This is a genomic window from Fluviicola taffensis DSM 16823 (genome assembly GCF_000194605.1).
In the GTDB taxonomy this organism is placed as follows: domain Bacteria; phylum Bacteroidota; class Bacteroidia; order Flavobacteriales_D; family Crocinitomicaceae; genus Fluviicola; species Fluviicola taffensis.
This window is the reverse complement of record NC_015321.1, coordinates 2,680,284-2,702,161: the sequence shown is the minus strand read 5'-3', so window position 1 is coordinate 2,702,161 and position 21,878 is coordinate 2,680,284. Positions and strand designations below refer to the sequence as shown.

Genomic DNA, 21,878 nt, shown 5'->3' with positions numbered 1-21,878 from the left:
TAATTTTACTTCATGTTTGAAGATTTAATTGTCATTGATTGCTCAACCGTTTTGGCTGGACCTTCTGTAGGAACTTTTTTTGCAGAATTAGGGGCAGCGGTAACAAAAATCGAAAATCCAGCCATTCCGGATGTTACTCGAACGTGGAAACTTCTTTCCGAAGAGAAAAATACTGCTATTTCTGCCTACTTTGCATCGGTCAATTATCACAAACAATACCTGCAACTCGACTTTAAAAATACCACTCATTTCAATGAGCTCGTAAGATTAATTGAAAAAGCAGACATTTTTTTGAGCAATTTCAAAAAAGGCGATGCTGAAAAATTTGGATTAACAGATACTTTCTTGCATTCCATAAATCCACGATTAATTATCGGGAAAATTTCGGGATTTGGAACAGAAAGTGATCGCGTGGCTTACGATTTAATCCTTCAAGCAGAAACCGGTTTTATGTCAATGAATGGAACAGCTGAATCTGGACCTGTGAAAATGCCAGTAGCTTTAATTGACGTTTTAGCAGCTCATCAATTAAAAGAAGGAATTTTGACTTCTTTATTACAACGAACTAAAACCAATAAAGGACAAACGGTTTCTGTTTCTCTCTACGATGCCGCTATTTCTTCATTGGCAAATCAAGCATCCAATTATTTGATGGAAAAACACATTCCACAACGCATTGGAAGTTTGCATCCAAATATTGCTCCTTATGGTGAAATTTTCGTTACCAAAGATGGAAAACTAATCACTTTTGCCATTGGCAGTAATAAACATTTTCAAATTCTTTGTTCGTTTTTGGAATTAAATGAATTTGTTTCAGATGTGCGTTTTGCAACAAATGTAGACCGAGTTTCAAATAGAAAAGAGCTAAAAGAATTTATTCAAACGGAAATATTAAACCTTGAAGCGAGCGAAATTCTAACATTCATGCATCAACATTTTGTTCCAGTTGGACTGATTCAAAATCTGAAGGAAGTATTTGAAAATTCCGAAAGTCAAAAACTTGTTAGAACCGAAACAATCGAAAACAAAGAAACCAAACGTGTGTCACAAATCGCATTTCAATTGAAATCATGATAGAAGTAAAAAATCCAAAGACAGAACAAGAATGGGAATCGTATTATGATCTCCGATATCGCATTTTAAGAGAGCCATTACGGAAAGAAAGAGGTTCTGAACGAAATGATGGAGATGAAAACGGGATTCATTTTGCTTTGTATGAAAATGATCAATTAATTGCGGTTGCTCGATTAGATGCTGTAGATCAAACAACTTGTCAAGCTCGTTTTGTAGCTGTTGAATCGAATTTACAAGGCAAAGGATATGGAAAAGAAATTATGACTGAACTTGAAAATAAAGCGGAGCGACTTGGATACAATAAATTGATTCTACATGCCAGAGATTACGCCTTACCTTTCTATGAAAAATTGGGTTATACTTTAGTGGGGCCTTCGTATAAACTATTTGATATTTTACAACACTTTGAGATGTACAAAGAACTAACGCATGGAGAATGAAACGCAAATTTTCATTCCGTTCGTTCCATCAATATCTAAGTTTCCATTGAGGTGTTCAACCATTCCACGAATTATTTCGACACCACTTCCTGTCAATTCTCGGTTTTCTTTGATTCCTTTTCCATTATCGCTAATTTCTAGTACTCCTTTTGGTCCATGCATTTGAAAATCGATCCGGATTACTCCAATTTCATTTTCTTCAAAAGCGTGTTTGTATGCATTCAAAACAGCTTCGTTGATAATAATTCCAATGCAAATTGCAAGTGAGCTCTTCACTTCGCAACTATCAATACTTGTCAATAATTGGAGTTGTTTCTGCGGAAAAGAGAGACTATCTCTCAAACTTTGAACTAGTTTGTTGATGTATTGATTCAATGATACACGTAAATTCTTAGAGCCTTCTGTTAACATTTCATGTAAATTCAAAATACTTTGCACCCGATTCACAGAATCTAACATCAAATTTTTGTGATAAGAATCACGCGCTTTATTCACTTGTATATTCAACAAACTAGAAGTGATTTTCAAATTATTTACTATCCGATGATTCGTCTCAACAAGCAATCTTTTTTGTTGACGCAAAGCAGCTTCCAATTCTTGTTGTGCTATTTTACGTTTATGTGTTTCAACAGCAAGAGATGTCATTTGAGCTGCTATTAAGCCAAATTTCTGGTCATTTAAAGTCCAATTCCGCGTTTGTTTTACTTGCTCAAAACAGATTACACCAATAATACTTCCTTCCGAACGGATAGGAATATCCATCAAGGAAACAATTCCATTAGGAACTAAATAGCTATCATTTAATTCAGAGGTATAAGGTGAGGTCTGCGCGTTTGCCGCTAAAATTATTTTCTCCGTCTCAAAAAGCATAAAATAGGTCGGCATTTCAATAACAGGCAACGATTCTTGAGGAATCATCTTACCTAGTCGCGTATCATAATTGCCAATGCATTCAATATGTTCATGGGATTCATCAAAGAGCCAAGCACTTACACGCGTTACTCCAACTGCTTTTGATGACATTTCCAATATTTCATAAATAGCATCATGCAACTTTCCATTTCGGATTTTTTTCGATTTTGAAAGTAATTCAATCGTCAATGTTTTTCGAAGTAAATCTCTTCTTTTTCGCTCAAGTTGTGTAGAATCAACTAAGCTTCCTAATACGACAAACTCGTTATCTGCCACTTTCCAAGAAGCCAATCTCATCCGAGCAGTGAAACTTCCAACTGACTTTTTCAAAACAACTTGTAGATCCATGTATTTGGAAGTATTCAGATCTCGCAAAAAATGCTCAACCCGTTCATGTTCGTAAGTTAAATGCTCAAAAATTGTAGTTCCAACAATATCTGATTTCTCAAGGAGTTTTTCTAAATCATAAGAAGCATGTAAAACACTTCCATTTTGATCAAAAATGACCAAGCTCTCATCCATGCCTGAGATCAGCTTTCGAAGTGTAGAGAGAATATCTTGTTGTGCCATAGCAGTTTAGAATGCTCAAAAGTAACTTATTTCTGTTAACTTTCATGACAACAACAACTTCATTTTGTGTAAATTTATCGTATTGTACTTGAGAATGAACAAATCCCATTTTTTAAGATAAATTAAACTGAAATAGGCGGCCTTAAATCAATCAAATTGAGCTAATTTACAACTAAAATAGTTATTTTTATTGATGAATCAATGAATAGACTCATGATATTGAATTCACAACTGTTCAGTCGAGAAATGACAACCTTTAAAAGAAATGTTCTTTGAAGAAATTATTATTACTATGCTTGCATAATAATATTATTATTTCTATATTAGCACTAGAAACGAAATTAAAAACAATATAAAATTATGTCACAAGCTATTAAAGGTGGAGAATTCATTATCCGCGACGTTACCCCAAATGAGATTTTCACTCCAGAAGAATGGACTGAAGAGCAAAATATGATTGCCCAAACATGTGATGATTTCATTGAACAAGAAATTACTCCATTATTAGATCGAATTGATAAAATGGAAGAAGGATTGATGCCTTCATTAATTGAAAAAGCTGGTGAACTAGGAATGTTAGGATTATCCGTTCCAGAAGATTTAGGAGGAATGGGCGTTGATTTTAAAACTTCTTTGCTTGCAACAGAACGATTAGGAAAAGGTCATTCATTTTCAGTAGCATACGGTGCTCACACAGGAATTGGTACTTTACCTCTATTGTATTACGGAAATGCTGAGCAAAAGGCGAAATACATTCCTAAATTGGCAAGTGGTGAATGGAAAGCTGCTTATTGTTTGACAGAACCAAGCGCTGGATCTGACGCAAACTCAGGAAAAACAAAAGCGGCATTATCTCCGGATGGGAAACATTACATCATCAATGGTCAGAAAATGTGGATTACTAATGGAGGCTTTGCTAACTTCTTCACAGTCTTTGCTAAAATAGATGATGATAAAAATCTTTCGGCATTCTTAGTTGAAGCAGATTCAGAAGGAATCTCTTTAAATCCAGAAGAGAAAAAAATGGGAATTAAAGGTTCATCTACTCGTCAAGTATTCTTTAATAACGTGAAAGTACCTGTTGAAAACATGCTTTCAGAACGAGAAAATGGATTTAAAATCGCATTAAACATCTTAAATATTGGTCGCATCAAATTGGCTGCTGGAGTTTTAGGTGGAGCTAAACAAACAATTACAGACTCTGTTCGCTATGCAAATGAGCGTGAGCAATTTGGAAGAATGATTTCTAAATACGGAGCCATTCGCTATAAAATTGCGGAACAAGCCATTAGAACTTACGTTGCTGAATCTGCCATTTACCGCGCTGGACAAAACATTGACGACGCTATTCAAGCATTTGTAGCTGGTGGAATGGAAAAAGGTCAGGCAACATTAAAAGGAATTGAACAATTCGCTCCTGAATGTGCAATTTTAAAAGTTGCAGGATCAGAGTGTTTGGATTACGTTGCTGATGAAGGTGTTCAAATTTTTGGAGGAATGGGCTATTCAGCTGAATCATCTGTTGAAAGAGGATACCGCGATTCTCGTATCAACCGTATTTTCGAAGGAACGAATGAGATCAATCGTTTATTAATTGTAGACATGGTTCTTCGTCGTGCAATGAAAGGTGAATTGGATTTAATGGGCCCTGCAATGAAAGTTGCTTCCGAGTTAATGAGCATTCCAGAAATGACAGAACTAGGTTCAAGTCCATTAGCTGTTCAACGTCAAGCTTTGGCTGGATTTAAGAAAACCATTTTGATGGTTGCTGGATCTGCTGTTCAAAAGTTGATGCAAACAATGTCGAAAGAACAAGAAATTTTGATGAATATTGCTGATCTTGCTATCTGGGTTTACCAAGCAGAATCAGTGTTATTGCGTGTAGAGAAATTAATTGAAACAAAAGGTGAAGCTGCAGCTGCGGTTCAAATTGCAATTGTAAAAACCTATTTCTACGATACAGCTGAACGCATTGACAAAGCTGCCAAAGATGCAATCTACAGTTTTGCTGATGGCGATGAAGCTCGCATGATGACAACTGGTGTAAAACGTTTTACTAAAATTGATCCAATCAATCCGAAAAATGAAAGACAAACAATTGCAGAATTTGTAATTGAGAAAAACGCATACACTTTGTAATCTCTTTACCGATAACTCGGAAATTACAAATAGGAGGAGCCATCTATCTTTTGATAGGTGGCTTTCTTGATTTATGGTGAATACTAGTTACTCAATCAAACATGGAATTCACCTATCCCATTCAACTTCCAACAACAAGTGCGTTTCACAATCAACTATTATTGAATATCTTTATAGCCATATTACTTATAATTATGAAAAAAACCATACTATTCATTACCTTTTTAGGAAGCTTTTTTAGTTTCTCACAAACCTATTATCTCGAAGATTTCGACGGAATTCCAGGGCCAACTGCTGGAGGAGCAGGAACCTACACTTTTCCTTCTGGATTTTTACTCAGAAATGTAGACAACCGAACACCAGCTGCATCAGTACCCTATGTGAATGAAGCTTGGGAACGAAGAGAAGATTTTGGAGGTAATGTGGCTGATTCCGTTGCATTCAGCACTTCTTTTTATACTCCAACCGGAGCTGCAGATGATTTCATGTGGATCCCTGCTCAGGTAATCCAACCAAATACCACACTCTTTTGGAATGCGAAAGCCTATGATGCTGCCTTTGCGGATGGTTATGAAGTACGTATTATGACCGTTGCTCCAACCGGCGGTACTGCGGTTATTGGAAATCAGTTAAGTAATTCTACTGTGCTTTTTTCAACTCCTGCCGAAAACTCAACATGGACAACTCATTCGGTTCCGCTAATTGCTTTCACTGGGCAAACTGTTTACATCGGTTTTAGAAACAATTCCAATGATAAATTTATCCTGGTAATTGATGATATCGAATTGCGTGTCATTAACAACTTCGATCTGGAGGTAACTACACCAACCCAAAATCCGTATACACTAGCTCCGGCAAATCAATTGACAACTACACAGAATTTAAAACTGGAAGCTGTTATCCATAATCAAGGAATACAAGCCATGACCAATGTTGCATTGGGCTGTCGTGTATTTAAAGATGGTTTATTGGAAACTACTGTAACAAGCAGCATCCTTCCTTCATTAGCTTCAGGAGCTGCTTCAGCCCCAATGACAGCAAACTATACTCCTACTTCAAATGGTGTATACACTTTCAAGTATTTCCCTATCGCTACTGAAGCAGATATGAGCACTAGTAATGACACCATTTTATCCACTATTCCAATTACCGTTACAGATGCAGAAATGGCCAGAGACAATGGCGTCATTGTTGGGCAGCTTGGAATTGGTTCCGGAACTGGCGGGTTTATGGGTCAAGTCTTCAACATTGAAAACACAACCTCCCTAAAAGAGGTCAAAGTACACTTCACCAGAGGATATACCGGAAAAAAATTGGCAACTGCCATTTTCAATACCAATGGCAGCGGTGTGCCAACCACATTCTTAGCGTCAACAGACACACTTCTTTACATTGATGATAGTGCCAGAACATACATTCTTCCGATGCACGGAGGTCCTTTAACACTTGCACCCGGAAAATATGGATTTATTCAAATCGAATTCGATTCTACCTTAGCTCTTGCTCAAACATCCGCTGTCTTTCAGTCAAATACTGTCTTTGTTAAATGGCCCGCGAACGGACCAAACTTTACTACTGTTGAGACCTTTGGGGGAAGCTTTGCAAAAACTTTCTTTATCAGACCTCAGTTTGATATCTGTTTCGGAGAAATCGGTGGAACACTTGCTTCATCCGACAATTCAACCTGTGAGCTTGCAAATGGAACTGCAACAATCACACTAGATCCTGGATATAATGTAACATGGGAAGACGCATCTACAAATCCAGTTATTACCGATTTAAGTGCTGGATACCATACTTATACTATTTCAAATGGAGATTGTTCATTTATTGATTCAGTTGAAATCACAACTACACAAGCTCCTGATGCAACCATATTATCTTCAACAAATCCATTATGTATTGGAGATTCTGGGCAGATCGAAATTGATATTCAAAACGGTCTGGCACCTTATAATGTGACTTGGAATATTGCAGGAAGTTCAACCACCTTAGTTGCTCCTGCAGGAACATATACTGCAACAATTACGGATGATAATGGTTGTATGACAACTATTTCAAGTACGCTATTAGATCCAACCCTAATTTTAGCAAATCCAACTTCAACGAGCACCACTTGTGCAACTTGCCCCGATGGTATTGCTACAGTTGCTCCAACAGGCGGAATAGCTCCATACTCATATGACTGGAGTAATGGTGCAACTACTCCTTCAATTACAAATGTGCTTCCAGGAACATATACGGTAACAATTACAGATGCAAACGGATGTGATATGATCGCTTCAATTACAATCAATGCATCTTCAGTTGGATTAGATGAATTAGTACAGTTCGGACTTTCAGTTTATCCAAATCCAGTAACTGATTTTGTTACTATACAATCAGAGAAGTTCGTTATTGAAAAAATTCAGTTAATTGATAATAGCGGGAAAATCGTTTCAGAAAATAAAGTAGGTACTACTTCAAGTACCATTGAAACCGCTCATTTGTCAAAAGGGACTTATCAATTAGTGATAAAAACTTCCAATCAGACTTTCACTACTGCATTGATTAAATAATATCGCATTCAGTCAAAGTAGGATTCAAGAAAATAGAAATTAAAAAGTCCCTGATAAACAAACATCAGGGACTTTTTAATTTTATCGAAAGCAGTGCTTAGAACGGCACTACCGCTTGTTCATGATCGAAAGCGTTGCTTTCTCCTATTTCAAATATTTATCCATCACATCTTGAAAAGTCATTTCCTGACCATTTACAGATACTGTACGCAAATCCAAAGCAACTAACATACGATTCATTACTTTAATATTCATTTCTTCATTTTTCAATAAAGTTAATTTCAGTTTATCTGTAGATTCATTAAAATCTACCGAAAAATAGTCTTTGTAATATCCTTTCACAGCATCAACCTTCTCAGAGGTGATTGATTCTGGAACTCCAAATTCATACACGCCATTTGACTTACCTGATTTCAATTGACCTTCACTAATTGAGGCAGAATTTTGACTAAAAGCAAATGAAGTTGCCAAAGACAAAACGAATAACATTACTAACTTTTTCATAATTCTATAACAGTTTAAATAAGTAGACGACAAAAAATACCCAAAGGTTGTTTGTGATAAATATACAATATTTTTAATAACATTTGCAGTATGCAATTATTAGACCATTTTGACGAAACAAAATTAGAAGCTGGATGCGATGAAGCTGGCAGAGGCTGTCTAGCTGGACCTGTGGTTTGTGCTTCGGTTATTCTTCCAAAAGGATTTTCACATCCATTATTAAATGATTCTAAACAACTTTCTGAAAAAAGCAGAAATTTATTACGACCTATTATTGAGCAAGAAGCATTAGCTTTCTCCGTTCAGTTTCTTCAACCAGACGAAATAGTTGTACTCAATATTTTAAAGGCTTCATTAACTGGAATGCATCGTGCGGCAATGGCCTTAAAAATCAGACCTGAGCTATTACTCATTGATGGTAATAAAACATTGCTTTCAAATGAGATTCCTTCGATTGCTTTCATCAAAGGAGATGGTAAATACAAAAGCATTGCAGCTGCATCAATTCTTGCAAAAACCTATCGAGACGAATACATGGAAAAATTGCATGAGGATTTTACTCATTACGATTGGAAAATAAACAAAGGATACCCCACAAAAGCACATCGAAAAGCAATAGAAATTCATGGAGCATGCATTCATCATCGTCCTGGATTTAATCTTCTTGGAAAAGGTCAATTATCACTATTTATGGAGTAAACACTCCACTGTTAACTTCTTCATGAGAAAAATGCAAACGGCTCTACACGAAGCATTATTTTTGACGAATAGTCAAAGAGTATGCTCAATCGTTCGATAATTATTTTTCTAGTAATCTGTTCCTTGGGTTGGATTAGTTACATAACTTTCACTCTTGTTGAAGGTTCTAGTACACCACCAACACCTGAAAATACTTTTTCCGAAAAAGATGACACCATTATTGTTGTCCATAATTATTTGGAGATTGATTATAATAATTCCATAGTTTCCTCCCTACAAAAAAATAGCTTTTACTCCATTTTGTTGAATGAACCAGAACGAATTCAACATTTTTATTTTTCAACCAACAGAGAGTTGGTTTTACTAGAAAGAAGCAAACCTTGGACGAGTGAACTTGTAAAAAAATACTTCGAAACCCTTTCTATTTCATCAACCATATCAACTCAAAAACACCTATCGTTATCCAATAATTGGAAAGGTGAATTTCATGGAAAATACTTAATTATCTACTTAAATGAATGGACTCCAACTGAAAAAAGTATCGTTTCTTGGAAGTATCTTGATCGAAAAAGTAGTCTTTCACTCGTTTATAAAACAGCTGATCAGACATACGAAATCGAAGATTCTTACTACATTTCAAGTAACCATGCAAAATACATCACGCATACAGGATCGAAAGCTTTACCTCTCATCAATGATCAAGAAATTTTTCAAGAACTGATTCCCGCCGATTTTCATTCTTACACTTTTTTTGAGAAAAACTACTTGAAAACAAAGTATCCTAAAAAATCCATTTTAGACGAATGGATGAATTACGGATTAGCACTTGTTTCAAATCAGAATGACACTTGTTTAATCACAGATTACAAACCAGGGCAAGATCCTTTAGCTATTTTAAGCGAACTAAACAACGTTGATATTTCTACCAAACAAAAGCAAGCTACTTTGAAAGGGCATTATTTTCCTTTTCTTCATTCAACTAAGAAAGTTTACATCGAAATTTTTAATAATAATGTTCTTATCTCAAACTCTCAACAAAGTATTAATCGACTGATTGGAGCTTATGAAACAGGTGGGAATTTAGAACAATCTACCACCTTGAAGTACAAACTATTCAGCAATAGTCCTCAAAAGGTTTCGTATCGAAATTTTGATCACAATCAGCAACTTACGATGAGTCGTTTAACACATGCCAATCACAGCACTCTTCAAGTGTACACTGAAAATAGTTCGCATGCTGATACAGATTCGAAAGAACTTCCAAAGCTAAATCCATTGCGTTTAGATGACAATCTAATCAGTCTCAATCCAATTCCAAATTCCAATTTTTTGGTTGCAATTACCCGATCAAACATGCTCTACTTTATTGGAAGCAAACAAATTCTTTGGAGTAAAAATCTAGAATCAGACCCCATTGGTAATCCTGTATTCATCGGCAATGGGGTTTTCTTAACAACCAAGAACGGAATTATTGGTTTAGATAGAGCTGGAAACAATTTGGGTGGATTCCCAATCTCAAGTAATGAGGTTACAAGCAATCTATTTTCCTATTACTGGAATAAGAAAGATTACATCGCTTTCGTTTCAGATGGTCAACTACAGGGATATAGCACCGATGGAAAACTCAGTTACAAAATCGGTATTGGTGGTAATCTTCAAAAAAATGCACAATTAGTTATCCAAGGCAAAAAAGGAGATCTGATTGCCCATATTTGCACAGAATCCACTTGGTCATCTATCTCAGTAAAACGAAAAAAAACGCTTAAAACGACTTCTCTAAATGAAGGAGAATGGAATCTCGTAAAAGTCAACGGAACAGTTAGTTTACTCGGTTTAGTCAAAAAACAATTTGTGAGAATCACTGAAAATGGTACCAAAGCGATGTTAATTGGAAATGTATCTTCTATTTTGTCCTCTCAAACACTTGGAGAAGAACGCATTTTCTTTTTGACACAACAAAATATTATTTATGTAATCAACGGTTCTGGGATAATTTTAGGGCAATTTAATTCCACTATTACTTCTATAGATGACGCCTCTATTATCAAGCTATCCACTAATAAAATTATCGTTGGAATAATTGATGGAATTGCCAATAATTGTTATATTTATACTATAAATGGAAACGAATTAAATAAAGAAAATTTAGAAGGTTCGAATAAAATCATGTTTCAAAAGCAAACAGATGGAACGGTTTTATTAGTTTCGCAAGCAAATGGTTATTTAATTCGTTACCCATTGAACTATTAAAAGACTACTTATGAAGAAACAGTTACTTAAATTAACTCTCTTTGCTTTTTCATGTTTAACTACTATCAGTGCAATTTCTCAAAATTACTTGGGTGTACATAGTAGTAATTATGCTGGAGTAATGGGATTAGACGCCCAACCAGCAAGTTTTGTTGACGGTCGATTTATCGTTGACATCAACCTTGGAAGTGCGAATGTTGGTGCATGGCAAAACGCCAAGTATTTTAAAACTGACGTAATGCCAAAATGGTGGTTGAAATCTTTCAAAAAAGATACTATGTGGATGCAACCAGACAGTACCCTTTATGAACGATCAATGTTTAATCTTTATGATTATTCAAAGGCTGGAGTTAAACCAAGAGGTGTTTATTTAAATTACCAGATTGACATCTTAAACTTTGCTTTCCATATTACGCCAAAAATTGCATTAGGCTTTTCTGCAAAAAGTAGAATGATTACCAATGTCGAAGATCTTGACCCAAAATTATCAAAATTAGCAGAAGAAGGTCTCGATTTCGCGGGTCTTTGGAACTTGCAATTGAATGATAAATTGGTAACAATGAATTCAATGGCATGGAATGAGTATGGTATTAATTATGGACAAGTAGTAATGGACAAGGGTGAGCATTTCTTGAAAATAGGTGGTCGTGTGAAATTGCTTCAAGGACTTGCATCTGCGTATGCTTATACTGATGAATTAGATTACAACTTACTAAATAAGGATACAGCAAACAATCTAAAAGCAAAAATCAAATACGGTTATTCGGATAATTTGGATCAATTAAAAGATTTCAATGCAAATTCCTTTTTTAAATCTGCATCAAAACTTGGATTTGGTTTAGACTTAGGTGTCGTTTACGAATGGCGTCCTAAATACAAAGAATTCAAATATGAAATGGATGGAAAAACTGACTTATGGATGCGTAACGAAAACAAGTATGAACTAAGAGCTGGAGTTTCCGTAATAGATATCGGTGGAATGAAATTCACCAAAGGAGGTAGCAGTAGAGATTTCTCTGTTGAAACAAGTGTTTTTGATTTACGTGTTTTTGAAAAAGCAAACTCATTCGCATCCTTTGATTCCATTATTGACAGTTTAATTACTTCTGGAAATGGATGGAATTCAAATGAAGGTACTGGTGAAACATATTATATGAATACACCAACTGCATTAAGCATTCAATTGGATTACCATATTTGGAAATGGTTTTACATCAATGCAACGGGTAACATTAACATGATTGGTAAAAGAAACCCTTCTAAAGTAAAAACACCACATCAATTTTCAATTACTCCAAGCTTTGATTATGCATGGTTCGGATTGTATGTTCCAGTTTCATACAACAATTATTCAGGTTGGAAAGCAGGTATTGCATCTCGTTTAGGACCAATCACTATTGGAGTGGTAGATTTTAATTCGCTTTTTGCAGTTGGAAAAGTAAGGGGAACCGAATTCTTTGTCGGACTTCGTCTTCCTATTCTTTATTCGAAACCAAACGATAGAGATGGTGATAAAGTATCTGACAAAAAAGATGAATGTGTTGATATCCCAGGAATTTGGACTTTCAAAGGTTGTCCTGATACAGATGGTGATGGAATCAAAGACACTGAAGACCTTTGTCCAGAGACACCAGGTTTATTAGAATTCCAAGGTTGTCCTGACCGTGATGGTGATAAAATTCCAGATAAAGATGATGCCTGTCCAGATTTACCAGGTCTTGCATTGTACAGAGGATGTCCAGATACAGATGAGGATGGAATTATCGATCCAAATGATAGCTGTCCTACAGTAAAAGGTTTGGCTGCATTCAATGGTTGTCCTGACCGTGATGGAGATGGATTACAAGATTCTGAAGACCTTTGTCCAGATCTTCCTGGCCCATTGGCAAATCAAGGATGCCCAGATAGTGATAACGACGGATTATATGACAACGTAGATAAGTGTCCAAACGAATATGGTTCAAGAGAAAACGAAGGTTGTCCTTGGCCAGATACAGACAAAGATGGATTGTACGATAAAGATGATGCTTGTCCAACAATTCCAGGTCCAATCGAAAATCGTGGATGTCCTAAGATTGAGAAAGAAGAGCAAGAAATTTTGAATACTGCATTTGAGAACTTAGAGTTCGCATCAGGTAAAGCAATTATTCTTGCAACTTCGTTCAAATCATTGGATGACTTAGCTGCATTGTTAATCAAAAAACCAGAGTGGAAATTACAAATCGCTGGTCACACAGATAACAAAGGTGATGCTAAGAAAAACTTAACATTGTCTAAAAACCGTGCTGAAGCAGTTAAGAAATACTTAACTAGCAAAGGTGTTGATGCGACTAAATTGAAACCAGAATGGTTCGGTCAAACAAAACCAATTGCTACAAATGCTACACCAGAAGGTCGTCAGAAAAACAGACGTGTTGAAATGAATGTGATTTTTGAATAAAATCATTAACTGATAAAACAAAGAAGAAGGGACGCAATGCATTGCGTCCCTTCTTTGTTTTAATCACTTCCCCAAAACTTCCTTTCGATGGGCCAAACCCCAATAGTGCAACTCTTCAATGACTTTCTCCAATGATTTTCCGTGTTCTGTAATTGTATATTCTACGGCTGGCGGAAACGTATCAAAAACTTTTCGAGTAATTAACTTATTCGATTCAAGTAGTTTTAATTCTCGCGATAATGTTTTGTCTGTAATCCATGAAACTTCTCTTCCAAGCTCCTTAAATCGTTTCGTTCCTGTGGAAAGGGAGAATAAAATCAATAGTTTCCAGCGACCTTCAACAGCTTCCAAAGCATCTTTGATTGACAAAATATTTTTAGGACATTTTCCGTTTGATAACATATTCGTTGTTTTTAGACGTTACTTTCCTTTTAGATAGTACTATCCAAAGGTAAAGCGCTTTCGTTTGGATAGCAAACCTACTTACTTTTACCTAACAATTCAAAACAATTTACAGATGAAAAAAACAACCAACGTGTTCTTATGGATTGCACAAACACTGTTATCGATTACTTTAATTTGGGCAGGTGCCTTAAAAAATATTCAACCGATTGAAAAACTGGAACTCATGTGGCCTTGGGCAGGTCAAGTTTCCCCAGCTTTTGTTCAATTCACAGGAGTCATTGATTTATTAGGAGGAATCGGATTAATTGTACCAGCTCTTTTTCGAATTAAACCGATTCTAACACCCATTGCAGCTCTTGGAATCATTCTACTTATGATTTCGGCTAGTGTTTTTCATATTTCTCGGGGAGAAGGAACACAAATTGGGTTCAACATCGTAGTTGCGGCAATTGCAGGTTTTATAGCTTATGGAAGATTAAAGGTTGTTGTGATACGTTCGAAATAATTTCCCGCATTTAAGGTAACAATCCTTTCACCCAAACATCTAACGTGATTTTGGCATTAAAGGCTACAATCCCTTTAACTTGTTCAATTAGATCTCTTAGTGTTTTTTCTGCTAATTCTTGATTATATGAAAATGAATACGTCGCTGCAATAAGTCTGATGTATGGATCTTCATCATTCAAAAAAGGTTCAATAACTTGTATTTCATGTGAATATCGAAATTTTTCATACAACACTTTTGTATGTTGAATGACCTCATTTGCTTCTTTTAATTTTTTATTTCGTTCTGAATTAGCTAAATTTTCTTTGTACAATAATTTCTGGGTTCTAGAATACTCAGAAAATAATTGGTCAAACTCATTAAACAGATTTTTCATAAATTCGTTTTCTACTGCAGTGAAAATTTTTGTTTACGACTGTACTAACGCTTACGAAGTAGCTTCAGCGAAGGCGCAACGTTTATTTGTATCAAATCGAAAGCAGTGCTTTCTCTTCTACTTCAACAAATTCACATGCCCCACATATTCGTGATGCTTGTCTTTATTTCGTTCCTTGATAGTAATCTTCCAAGTATAAACTCCTTCTTTACACAACTGTCCAATATAAGTTCCGTCCCAACCAAAATCCACATCGTGAGACTCGAAGATGATTTCCCCCCAACGATCAAAAATCAACAAAGTATAATTCTGCGCGTCGAATCCAGAACTGAAGACTGGGAAGAAGGTGTTATTAAATTCATCACCATCTGGTGTGAAGGTATTTGGAATATAAAAAATCAGCTCGTCAATTACTGACACAACAATTACAGCACTGTCATTACAACCCGCAGGATTCGATGCATACAAATAAATACGATACACCCCTGGCGTTTCTGTATATGTATGTGTTGGATTCGTTTGAGTAGAAGTTGTTCCATCTCCAAATTCCCACAAATAAGCCGTCGCATTTGTTGAATTATTTGTCAATTGGAATACCGGATTCAAAATTGATTGCTCAAGAACATTTACTCCGAAGGAAGCATCAACTTCAGGATAAATCGTAATCATTCCTGAATTAGTCATCGAATTTACGCAACCATTTGCATCTGTAATAGTTAAGCTTACATCAAAGACCCCAGCAGTATTGAACTGTTGAGTGATTGATCCACAACCAACTTGAGTTCCAACACCTGGAATGGTCCAAACACAATTGACAGAATTCGTAGGGTCGTCATTCGTAAATGTGATTGAAACGGGTGCGCAACCTTCATCAGAACTCGCTTGGAATGAAACAGCCGGTAATGGATGAATCGTAATAGAAACTTGATCCGTAGATTCACAACCTAATGTATTTGTCACTGTCACTGTGTATTGCGTTGTTCCTTGGACTGTTGTGTTCACCGTGGGATTGGAAATTGTTGCATCGCTCAAATCAGTTGCTGGGTTCCAAGAATACGTATTTCCTACAACAGCTGGCGATCCAATTTGATTTCCTGAAGTTGAATTGATACAAAGGCTTAAATCAACACCCGCATTTGCCGCTGGATTATTGCTAACACCAATTGTAAATGTTACCGCTAAACCAGAACAACCATTTAAAGTTGGGATAACGGTTATGGTTCCACTGATTGGAGTTGTTCCTGGATTTACCCCAACAAAATTTGGAATATCTCCACTCCCACTTGCTCCAAGTCCAGTAGCTGTATTTGTATTTGTCCAAGCATAAGTGGCTCCTGCTGGATTGGATGTAAAAGCTGGAATCGTAACGTTGTCTCCAGGACAAACCACTGTATTTGCAACTGGATTCATCACAGGAATTGGATTTACCGTTACAACAATTGATCCAGTTAAGGTATTTGTACAAGATGCCGGAGTTGCCGATTGGGCTGAAACCAACGTATACGTAGTTGTTGCATTTAGCACTCCTGTGTTTACAGTAGCATTTCCAGCAGCGTTCAACACGACATTCGAATTGACTGTTCCATTCGAATAAATTACGGTTGCATTTGGTGTTCCAGAAATGGTGAATGTTGTACTTGACCCAGCACAAATAGTTGAAGCACCTGCAATTGCTGCTGTAGGAAGAGCATTTACGGTAATACTTGCCGTTTGGGAACACGCATTGTTATTTAAATAAGTAATCGTTGCTGTTCCTGCAGAAACTCCAGTAACTAATCCTGTATTGGAAATCGTTGCTACCGAAGTATTCGAAGAAGTCCATGGATTTGTCGTATTTGCGGTACCAGAACCAGTCAGTTGAGTAGTTAATCCTGCGCAAACGGAAAGAGTTCCAGTAATTGTTGGCAATGAGTTAATTGTTACAACAGTTGTCGTTTGGCAAGAGCCCGAATTCGTATATGTGATTGTAGTAGTTCCTGCTGAAACTCCTGTAACAAGCCCTGTATTAGAAACCGTTGCAACACCTGTATTAGATGATGCCCATGGATTTGTAATATTTGGCGTACCTGTCGCAGATAATTGAGTTGTTGCTCCGATACAAGCATTTAAAGTCCCTGAAATCACTGGTAATCCAAGCACATTTAGAGTCATGGTATTGGAACACCCATTTGAATTTGTGTAAGTCATAACCGCAGAACCAGCAGAAATGCCATTTACCAAACCTGTAGCACTTATTGTTGCTATCGTAGGATTAGAAGAAACCCATGGATTGGTTGCATTAGCAGTTCCAGAAGCTGTTAATTGAGTAGTCGCTCCAATACAAACATCCGAACCTGTAATTGTTGGCAATGGATTTACGGTTAATACTTCATTATCCAAACATCCTGTTGAATTGGTATAAGTTATTGTTGTCGTTCCAGCACTTATGCCTGTAACTAATCCAGTATTGGAAACAGTTGCTACCGCATTATTTGAAGAACTCCACGGACTTGTTGTTGCTGGAGTTCCACTTCCCGTTAATTGAGTTGTCGATCCCGTACAAACATTTAGCGTCCCTGTAATTGTTGCGCCAGATGTAATTGTTACGGCTTGCGTAATCGAACATCCATCCGAATTAGTATAAGTAATGGTACTCGTTCCTGGGTTCACTCCAGCCACCAAACCAGTAGTAGAGATTGTTGCTATTGCTGTATTTGAAGAGGTCCATGGAGTCGCTAATGCTGGAGTTCCACTTCCAGTTAATTGAGTTGTTGATCCGGCACATACTGTAAAAGTCCCTCCAATTGTTGGAGCTGGATTCACCGTTATACTGAAATTTTGAGATATCCCAACACAGCCATTCAACGTTGGTGTTACTGTAATCGTAGCTGTAACAGGAGTAGCAGTTGCATTTGTTGCTGTAAACGAACCAATATTTCCTGTTCCGTTTGCTCCCAATCCAATGGAAGTGTTGTTATTCGTCCAGTTAAAAGTTGTTGTTGCTGTGTTATTTCCGGTGAAAGTAACCGTCGTTGCAGATGTGTTTGCACAAATCGTTTGTGGCGTTGGTACATTGACCGTTGGAATTGGATTGACCGTTATGGTGAAATTTTGTGAAGTTCCAACACAGGTGTTCAAAGTTGGAGTTACTGTAATGGTAGCCGTAACGGGTGAAGCAGTTGCATTCGTTCCTGTAAATGAAGCTATATTTCCTGTTCCATTTGCTACCAATCCAATGGAAGTGGTATTATTCGTCCAGTCGAAAGTTGTGGTTGCAGTATTATTACCTGTAAAAGTAACAGCCGTTGTTGATGTATTTGCACAAATCGTTTGTGGTGTCGGTGCATTAACAGTTGGAATTGGATTGACCGTTATGGTGAAATTCTGAGGAGTTCCACTACACACATTCAACGTTGGAGTTACTGTAATTGTAGCAACTACCGGTGCAGCCGTTCCATTTGTTGCTGTAAAAGCCCCAATAGTTCCTGTTCCATTCGCTCCTAATCCAATGGAAGTGGTATTATTCGTCCAATTGAAAGTTGTTGTGGCGGTATTATTTCCTGTAAAAACAACAGGTGTTGTAGATGTATTGGCACAAACCGTTTGCGGTGTTGGCGCATTCACAGTTGGAGTTGGATTGACCGTTATGGTGAAGTTTTGTGGAGTTCCAACACAAGTATTCAAAGTTGGAGTTACTGTAATGGTAGCCGTAATGGGTGAAGCAGTTGCATTCGTTCCTGTAAATGAAGCTATATTTCCTGTTCCATTTGCCCCCAATCCAATGGAAGTGCTATTATTCGTCCAGTCGAAGGTTGTGATTGCAGTATTATTACCTGTAAAAGTAACAGCCGTTGTTGATGTATTTGCACAAACCGTTTGAGGCGCTGGTGCGTTGACGGTTGGAATCGGATTTACGGTAATTACGGCTGTTCCTGGCTGATTTTGAGAACAACCCATTGCACTCGTTACACTCACTAAATTATAAGTAAATGTTCCTGAAACTGTAGTTGGTGCGGTAACGGTTGCTGTTACTCCCGCTCCGCTACTTACCGTTTGATTCGCCCCCCCATTGATATTGTAAGTAAATGTATAAGGCGCTATTCCATTCGCTCCCGTGAAAGTAACAGTTGGTGCCGTCGCATTCTGACAAACCGTTGTCGTTCCTGAGATTGTTGCTGTTGGAAGTGGGTTTACAGTTATCGTAACTTGATCCGTTGAGGTACAACCTCCAATTGAATTGGTTCCAGTTAAGGTATAAATGGTTGTGGTAGTTGGTGCAACTGTTGGAGTTAATGTCGTAGAATTGGTCATATTGGTAGTTGGCGACCAAACAAATGTAGGAGGAACAAAATTATTAAAGGTAATAGACCAATCGGTTAGTGTTCCTACATCTCCTACCCCCAAATCATACACCTGGAGTGTCCAAACCCCATTAACTGCGCAGGAATTCAATAAAGAAAAGGCCTGTTCTGGAGTGAAACTTCCAGTAAAAGGTGCAGTTCCGGTTGTGATAGAAGGAGAACCTGTCGGAACAAAAGTGGTGTTGGTATAGTTTTGCCCTGCCCCTCCATTATCAGATGTTAGCTCAATAGTGCTTCCGTTTGGACAGCGAAGCCAAACAGTCACGTCACCAACATATGTATGTGGAATATTCAGATTTACGGAAACAATTGGCAGAACTCCAGCTGTTTGTGGGGTAATTCCTGTTACTGTAATCGGAGAATTAATCGGCGTTACACTTCCATCATTCAACGAGAAATCCGTTGTATTCGTAAACGTCACCGGATTATTATAACCTGCGGGTGTAAGTGTTGCATTCAAATTCACACTTGCACCAGGACAAATCGCCTGATCAAGGGTTGTAACATCCGCCGTTGGACTTGCATTCACAACGACAGTTACTGGTTCTATTTCAAAGCACCCATTTGCATTTAAGATCCGAATGTAATAAGTTCCACTGACCGAAATAGCACTTGGAGAAGCTATAGGAATGGTACAAGCCGCATCCGAAAAATATCCAATCGTTCCTGTACCTGAATTAATTGTAACCACGCCAGCACTTGTCAAATTAACCGTCCCCGGCGAACAAACAGACGCTGGATTCGTAACCGTAATTTGCGGTGATGGCAAAACAGTAACAGATGTAGTCAAAGTCGAACTACAACCTGCAACCGATGTCATCGTACACTGATAATTAAACGTACCTGTTGTAGTTGGCGTAACGGAAAGCGTATTCGCAGTTCCTAAAACTGTTCCAGGAGCAGAAGTTTCCACCCAAGAATAAGTTGCTGCACCAGCAGGAGCTGTTAATGTAGAAGTTTGAAACTGACAAATAGTTGGTGGTGCAACAATACTCATTGGTCCACATGTTGCATCCAAATAAGCATAAGCATAGTGTGCTCCGATCGAACAATCACCTAAAGTAAATCTCATCGTTACACACGAACCAATATAAGGAGTTAGATCCAACATCACTGCTGTCCAATCTTTCCAGTAAATACCTGATGTTCCAAGCTGGGTAAACCCAGGGATTCCAGGACCTCCGGTCACCAATAAATTTCCACAAGCAATAGGAACTCCACCACAATCCAGTGCATCAATCTTAAAATAAGGTTGTTCTTGGTCGGTATGAGCTGTTGTACTTCCTCCACCGGCTGCTCCTCCATCTTGGATCACCAATGCATAATAATAAATAAACAATGCATTGGAAGCTGTGACTTGAAATTTCTGTTCAATACTCGCTCCGCCATAAGCTCCATTTGGTCCATCTCCGAGCAACAATGAATTCGTGTTTCCCGGAATTTGAGGGCAAACTTTCTGAATGGGTGCTTGTATGTCAATTCCTGGAGTTGTAATCGTATGATGACCACCAGTTGTATTATAAAAAATAGGCGTATAAGTTGGTGTTGGTTGTGGAGATACTCCAGTTTGCATCGAATGCCCCCAAGAACCTAACCAACCAGCTGTTGAAGCTGCATCAAAGCCAATATTTGTACAGGCTGGTTGTGTTGGATTCGCAGGATGTGGAGGAACAGTATTTGACATACTGATGTTGTAATTGAATCCTCCAGTTGCTCCATCATTATCTATCACAAAATAATAGCATTGTCCTGCAGTTGGTGTATATGGAATTCCATAAGTTCCTGAATTATCTCCGAAAATTTGTGTTTGTCCCAATAAAGTAACACCTGTAGCATCCAAAATTGTTATTGATGGCAATACGGGATTGGTGATATTTGGTGTAAAAGTGATCGTAACCCAAATGGTTGCATTGGATGTAGCACAGTGGTAGTAAAACCAATCTGGTCCATCATCTACCGTAGTACCTCCAATATCATAATTATTTGTTGCTGAAACGGTTGATCCCGTTGCTGCAAATGGTAAAGTAACTGGAACACCAGTTGCTCCGGCTTGAGTATCTGACCCTTGAGAGAATGCAGATAGACCTAAAAGGGTAAATAGAGGAAATAGGAAATAACCCCAAAAAATAGTTGTTTTCATACTGGAGAGAGTAGTATTAAGAATTATCTTGTTTTTGGATTCTTGTTGATGTACAACATTTCCATCCGCTGAATGAATGGATAAATCATCTCATTTGTTGTAGCCTCTTTGAATTGAATGAAAACATCCAAGCCTTGAATATCGACCTGTGTAATTGCATTCATTGATTCCAGATAATTTTCTAGTTCAACTAACACATTATCTTTCAATGATTCTGTCAAATGATATACAACTGTAGAAGTACCAACACCTGTAATGTGTTGATTTTGATAAATACTATCATCATGTCTATCAAGCTGTTGCCCATAACTATGAAACGCGGAGAATAAAGAGAGCGTAGTAGTAATGTACAAGCAGTTAATGAAATTTTTGTTCATTAAAAGTATATTTTAGTTCTGTACAAATGTGACGAAAAAATTGCGGAGGGTTGTCTTTTTTTTGAATAAAATCTATTTTTTAACAGTTTATTTTCATTTTTTCGTGTGATAATTCACAATGAAAAACCAATATTCGTCTGTGTTTTCAA

Annotated in this window: 14 protein-coding genes; 8 read left to right on the top strand and 6 right to left on the bottom strand. The window is 37.3% G+C overall.

Translation table 11 applies throughout. The features are described 5' to 3' along the window. Window positions 1-12: 12 nt before the first annotated feature. Window positions 13-1,074, top strand: coding sequence for a CaiB/BaiF CoA transferase family protein (locus FLUTA_RS11780; protein WP_013687108.1), 1,062 nt, complete (start codon window positions 13-15; stop codon window positions 1,072-1,074). Further along, window positions 1,071-1,514: a GNAT family N-acetyltransferase gene (locus FLUTA_RS11775; protein ID WP_013687107.1), complete on the top strand. Its 444-nt coding sequence runs from the start codon at window positions 1,071-1,073 to the stop codon at window positions 1,512-1,514. Before FLUTA_RS11780 ends, FLUTA_RS11775 begins: the two co-directional genes overlap by 4 nt. Here FLUTA_RS11775 and FLUTA_RS11770 read toward each other — a convergent pair. Continuing rightward, window positions 1,497-2,996: a histidine kinase dimerization/phosphoacceptor domain -containing protein gene (locus FLUTA_RS11770; RefSeq protein ID WP_013687106.1), complete on the bottom strand. Its 1,500-nt coding sequence runs from the start codon at window positions 2,994-2,996 to the stop codon at window positions 1,497-1,499. The genes FLUTA_RS11775 and FLUTA_RS11770 overlap by 18 nt on opposite strands. A 360-nt stretch (window positions 2,997-3,356) precedes the next feature. On the opposite strand from FLUTA_RS11770, the gene FLUTA_RS11765 reads away from it, so the two are divergent. After that, complete coding sequence (locus FLUTA_RS11765; protein WP_013687105.1) at window positions 3,357-5,135, top strand: acyl-CoA dehydrogenase family protein; 1,779 nt, start codon at window positions 3,357-3,359, stop codon at window positions 5,133-5,135. A 194-nt stretch (window positions 5,136-5,329) separates the two neighbouring features. Next, window positions 5,330-7,693, top strand: coding sequence for a T9SS-dependent choice-of-anchor J family protein (locus FLUTA_RS11760; protein ID WP_169312081.1), 2,364 nt, complete (start codon window positions 5,330-5,332; stop codon window positions 7,691-7,693). Window positions 7,694-7,837: 144 nt separating this feature from the next. On the opposite strand, the gene FLUTA_RS11755 is transcribed toward FLUTA_RS11760, so the two are convergent. Then, on the bottom strand, window positions 7,838-8,197 hold the full coding sequence (locus tag FLUTA_RS11755) for a hypothetical protein (protein ID WP_043023793.1): 360 nt from the start codon (window positions 8,195-8,197) through the stop codon (window positions 7,838-7,840). A gap of 90 nt (window positions 8,198-8,287) precedes the next feature. Here FLUTA_RS11755 and FLUTA_RS11750 point away from each other — a divergent pair, with 90 nt between their 5' ends. The 3 genes from FLUTA_RS11750 (at window position 8,288) to FLUTA_RS20815 (ending at window position 13,586) form a co-directional block, all read left to right on the top strand. Beyond that, a complete protein-coding gene (locus tag FLUTA_RS11750; protein ID WP_013687102.1) occupies window positions 8,288-8,896 on the top strand; it encodes a ribonuclease HII in 609 nt (202 codons plus the stop codon). 123 nt (window positions 8,897-9,019) lie between these two features. Next, window positions 9,020-11,146, top strand: coding sequence for a hypothetical protein (locus FLUTA_RS11745; RefSeq protein ID WP_013687101.1), 2,127 nt, complete (start codon window positions 9,020-9,022; stop codon window positions 11,144-11,146). Between the two features lie 10 nt (window positions 11,147-11,156). Continuing rightward, a complete protein-coding gene (locus tag FLUTA_RS20815) occupies window positions 11,157-13,586 on the top strand; it encodes a DUF5723 family protein (protein ID WP_013687100.1) in 2,430 nt (809 codons plus the stop codon). 63 nt (window positions 13,587-13,649) lie between these two features. Here FLUTA_RS20815 and FLUTA_RS11735 read toward each other — a convergent pair whose 3' ends face one another. After that, window positions 13,650-13,988 (bottom strand): winged helix-turn-helix transcriptional regulator, encoded by a 339-nt coding sequence (locus FLUTA_RS11735; RefSeq protein WP_013687099.1) that lies wholly within the window; start codon window positions 13,986-13,988, stop codon window positions 13,650-13,652. A 115-nt stretch (window positions 13,989-14,103) separates the two neighbouring features. Here FLUTA_RS11735 and FLUTA_RS11730 point away from each other — a divergent pair, with 115 nt between their 5' ends. Beyond that, window positions 14,104-14,496 (top strand): DoxX family protein, encoded by a 393-nt coding sequence (locus FLUTA_RS11730; RefSeq protein WP_013687098.1) that lies wholly within the window; start codon window positions 14,104-14,106, stop codon window positions 14,494-14,496. A 10-nt stretch (window positions 14,497-14,506) separates the two neighbouring features. On the opposite strand, the gene FLUTA_RS11725 is transcribed toward FLUTA_RS11730, so the two are convergent. From FLUTA_RS11725 to FLUTA_RS11715, 3 genes are all read right to left on the bottom strand, one after another. Next, on the bottom strand, window positions 14,507-14,872 hold the full coding sequence (locus FLUTA_RS11725) for a hypothetical protein (RefSeq protein WP_013687097.1): 366 nt from the start codon (window positions 14,870-14,872) through the stop codon (window positions 14,507-14,509). Between the two features lie 117 nt (window positions 14,873-14,989). After that, window positions 14,990-21,352 (bottom strand): Ig-like domain-containing protein, encoded by a 6,363-nt coding sequence (locus tag FLUTA_RS20810; RefSeq protein WP_013687096.1) that lies wholly within the window; start codon window positions 21,350-21,352, stop codon window positions 14,990-14,992. A gap of 23 nt (window positions 21,353-21,375) precedes the next feature. Next, window positions 21,376-21,729, bottom strand: coding sequence for a hypothetical protein (locus tag FLUTA_RS11715; RefSeq protein ID WP_013687095.1), 354 nt, complete (start codon window positions 21,727-21,729; stop codon window positions 21,376-21,378). Window positions 21,730-21,878 lie beyond the last annotated feature (149 nt).

Coding starts and splice junctions, on each gene's coding strand:
- FLUTA_RS11780 (WP_013687108.1), top strand. CDS start 13: ATGTTTGAAGATTTAATTGTCATTGATTGCTCAACCGTTTTGGCTGGA.
- FLUTA_RS11775 (WP_013687107.1), top strand. CDS start 1,071: ATGATAGAAGTAAAAAATCCAAAGACAGAACAAGAATGGGAATCGTAT.
- FLUTA_RS11770 (WP_013687106.1), bottom strand. CDS start 2,996: ATGGCACAACAAGATATTCTCTCTACACTTCGAAAGCTGATCTCAGGC.
- FLUTA_RS11765 (WP_013687105.1), top strand. CDS start 3,357: ATGTCACAAGCTATTAAAGGTGGAGAATTCATTATCCGCGACGTTACC.
- FLUTA_RS11760 (WP_169312081.1), top strand. CDS start 5,330: ATGAAAAAAACCATACTATTCATTACCTTTTTAGGAAGCTTTTTTAGT.
- FLUTA_RS11755 (WP_043023793.1), bottom strand. CDS start 8,197: ATGAAAAAGTTAGTAATGTTATTCGTTTTGTCTTTGGCAACTTCATTT.
- FLUTA_RS11750 (WP_013687102.1), top strand. CDS start 8,288: ATGCAATTATTAGACCATTTTGACGAAACAAAATTAGAAGCTGGATGC.
- FLUTA_RS20815 (WP_013687100.1), top strand. CDS start 11,157: ATGAAGAAACAGTTACTTAAATTAACTCTCTTTGCTTTTTCATGTTTA.
- FLUTA_RS11735 (WP_013687099.1), bottom strand. CDS start 13,988: ATGTTATCAAACGGAAAATGTCCTAAAAATATTTTGTCAATCAAAGAT.
- FLUTA_RS11730 (WP_013687098.1), top strand. CDS start 14,104: ATGAAAAAAACAACCAACGTGTTCTTATGGATTGCACAAACACTGTTA.
- FLUTA_RS11725 (WP_013687097.1), bottom strand. CDS start 14,872: ATGAAAAATCTGTTTAATGAGTTTGACCAATTATTTTCTGAGTATTCT.
- FLUTA_RS20810 (WP_013687096.1), bottom strand. CDS start 21,352: ATGAAAACAACTATTTTTTGGGGTTATTTCCTATTTCCTCTATTTACC.
- FLUTA_RS11715 (WP_013687095.1), bottom strand. CDS start 21,729: ATGAACAAAAATTTCATTAACTGCTTGTACATTACTACTACGCTCTCT.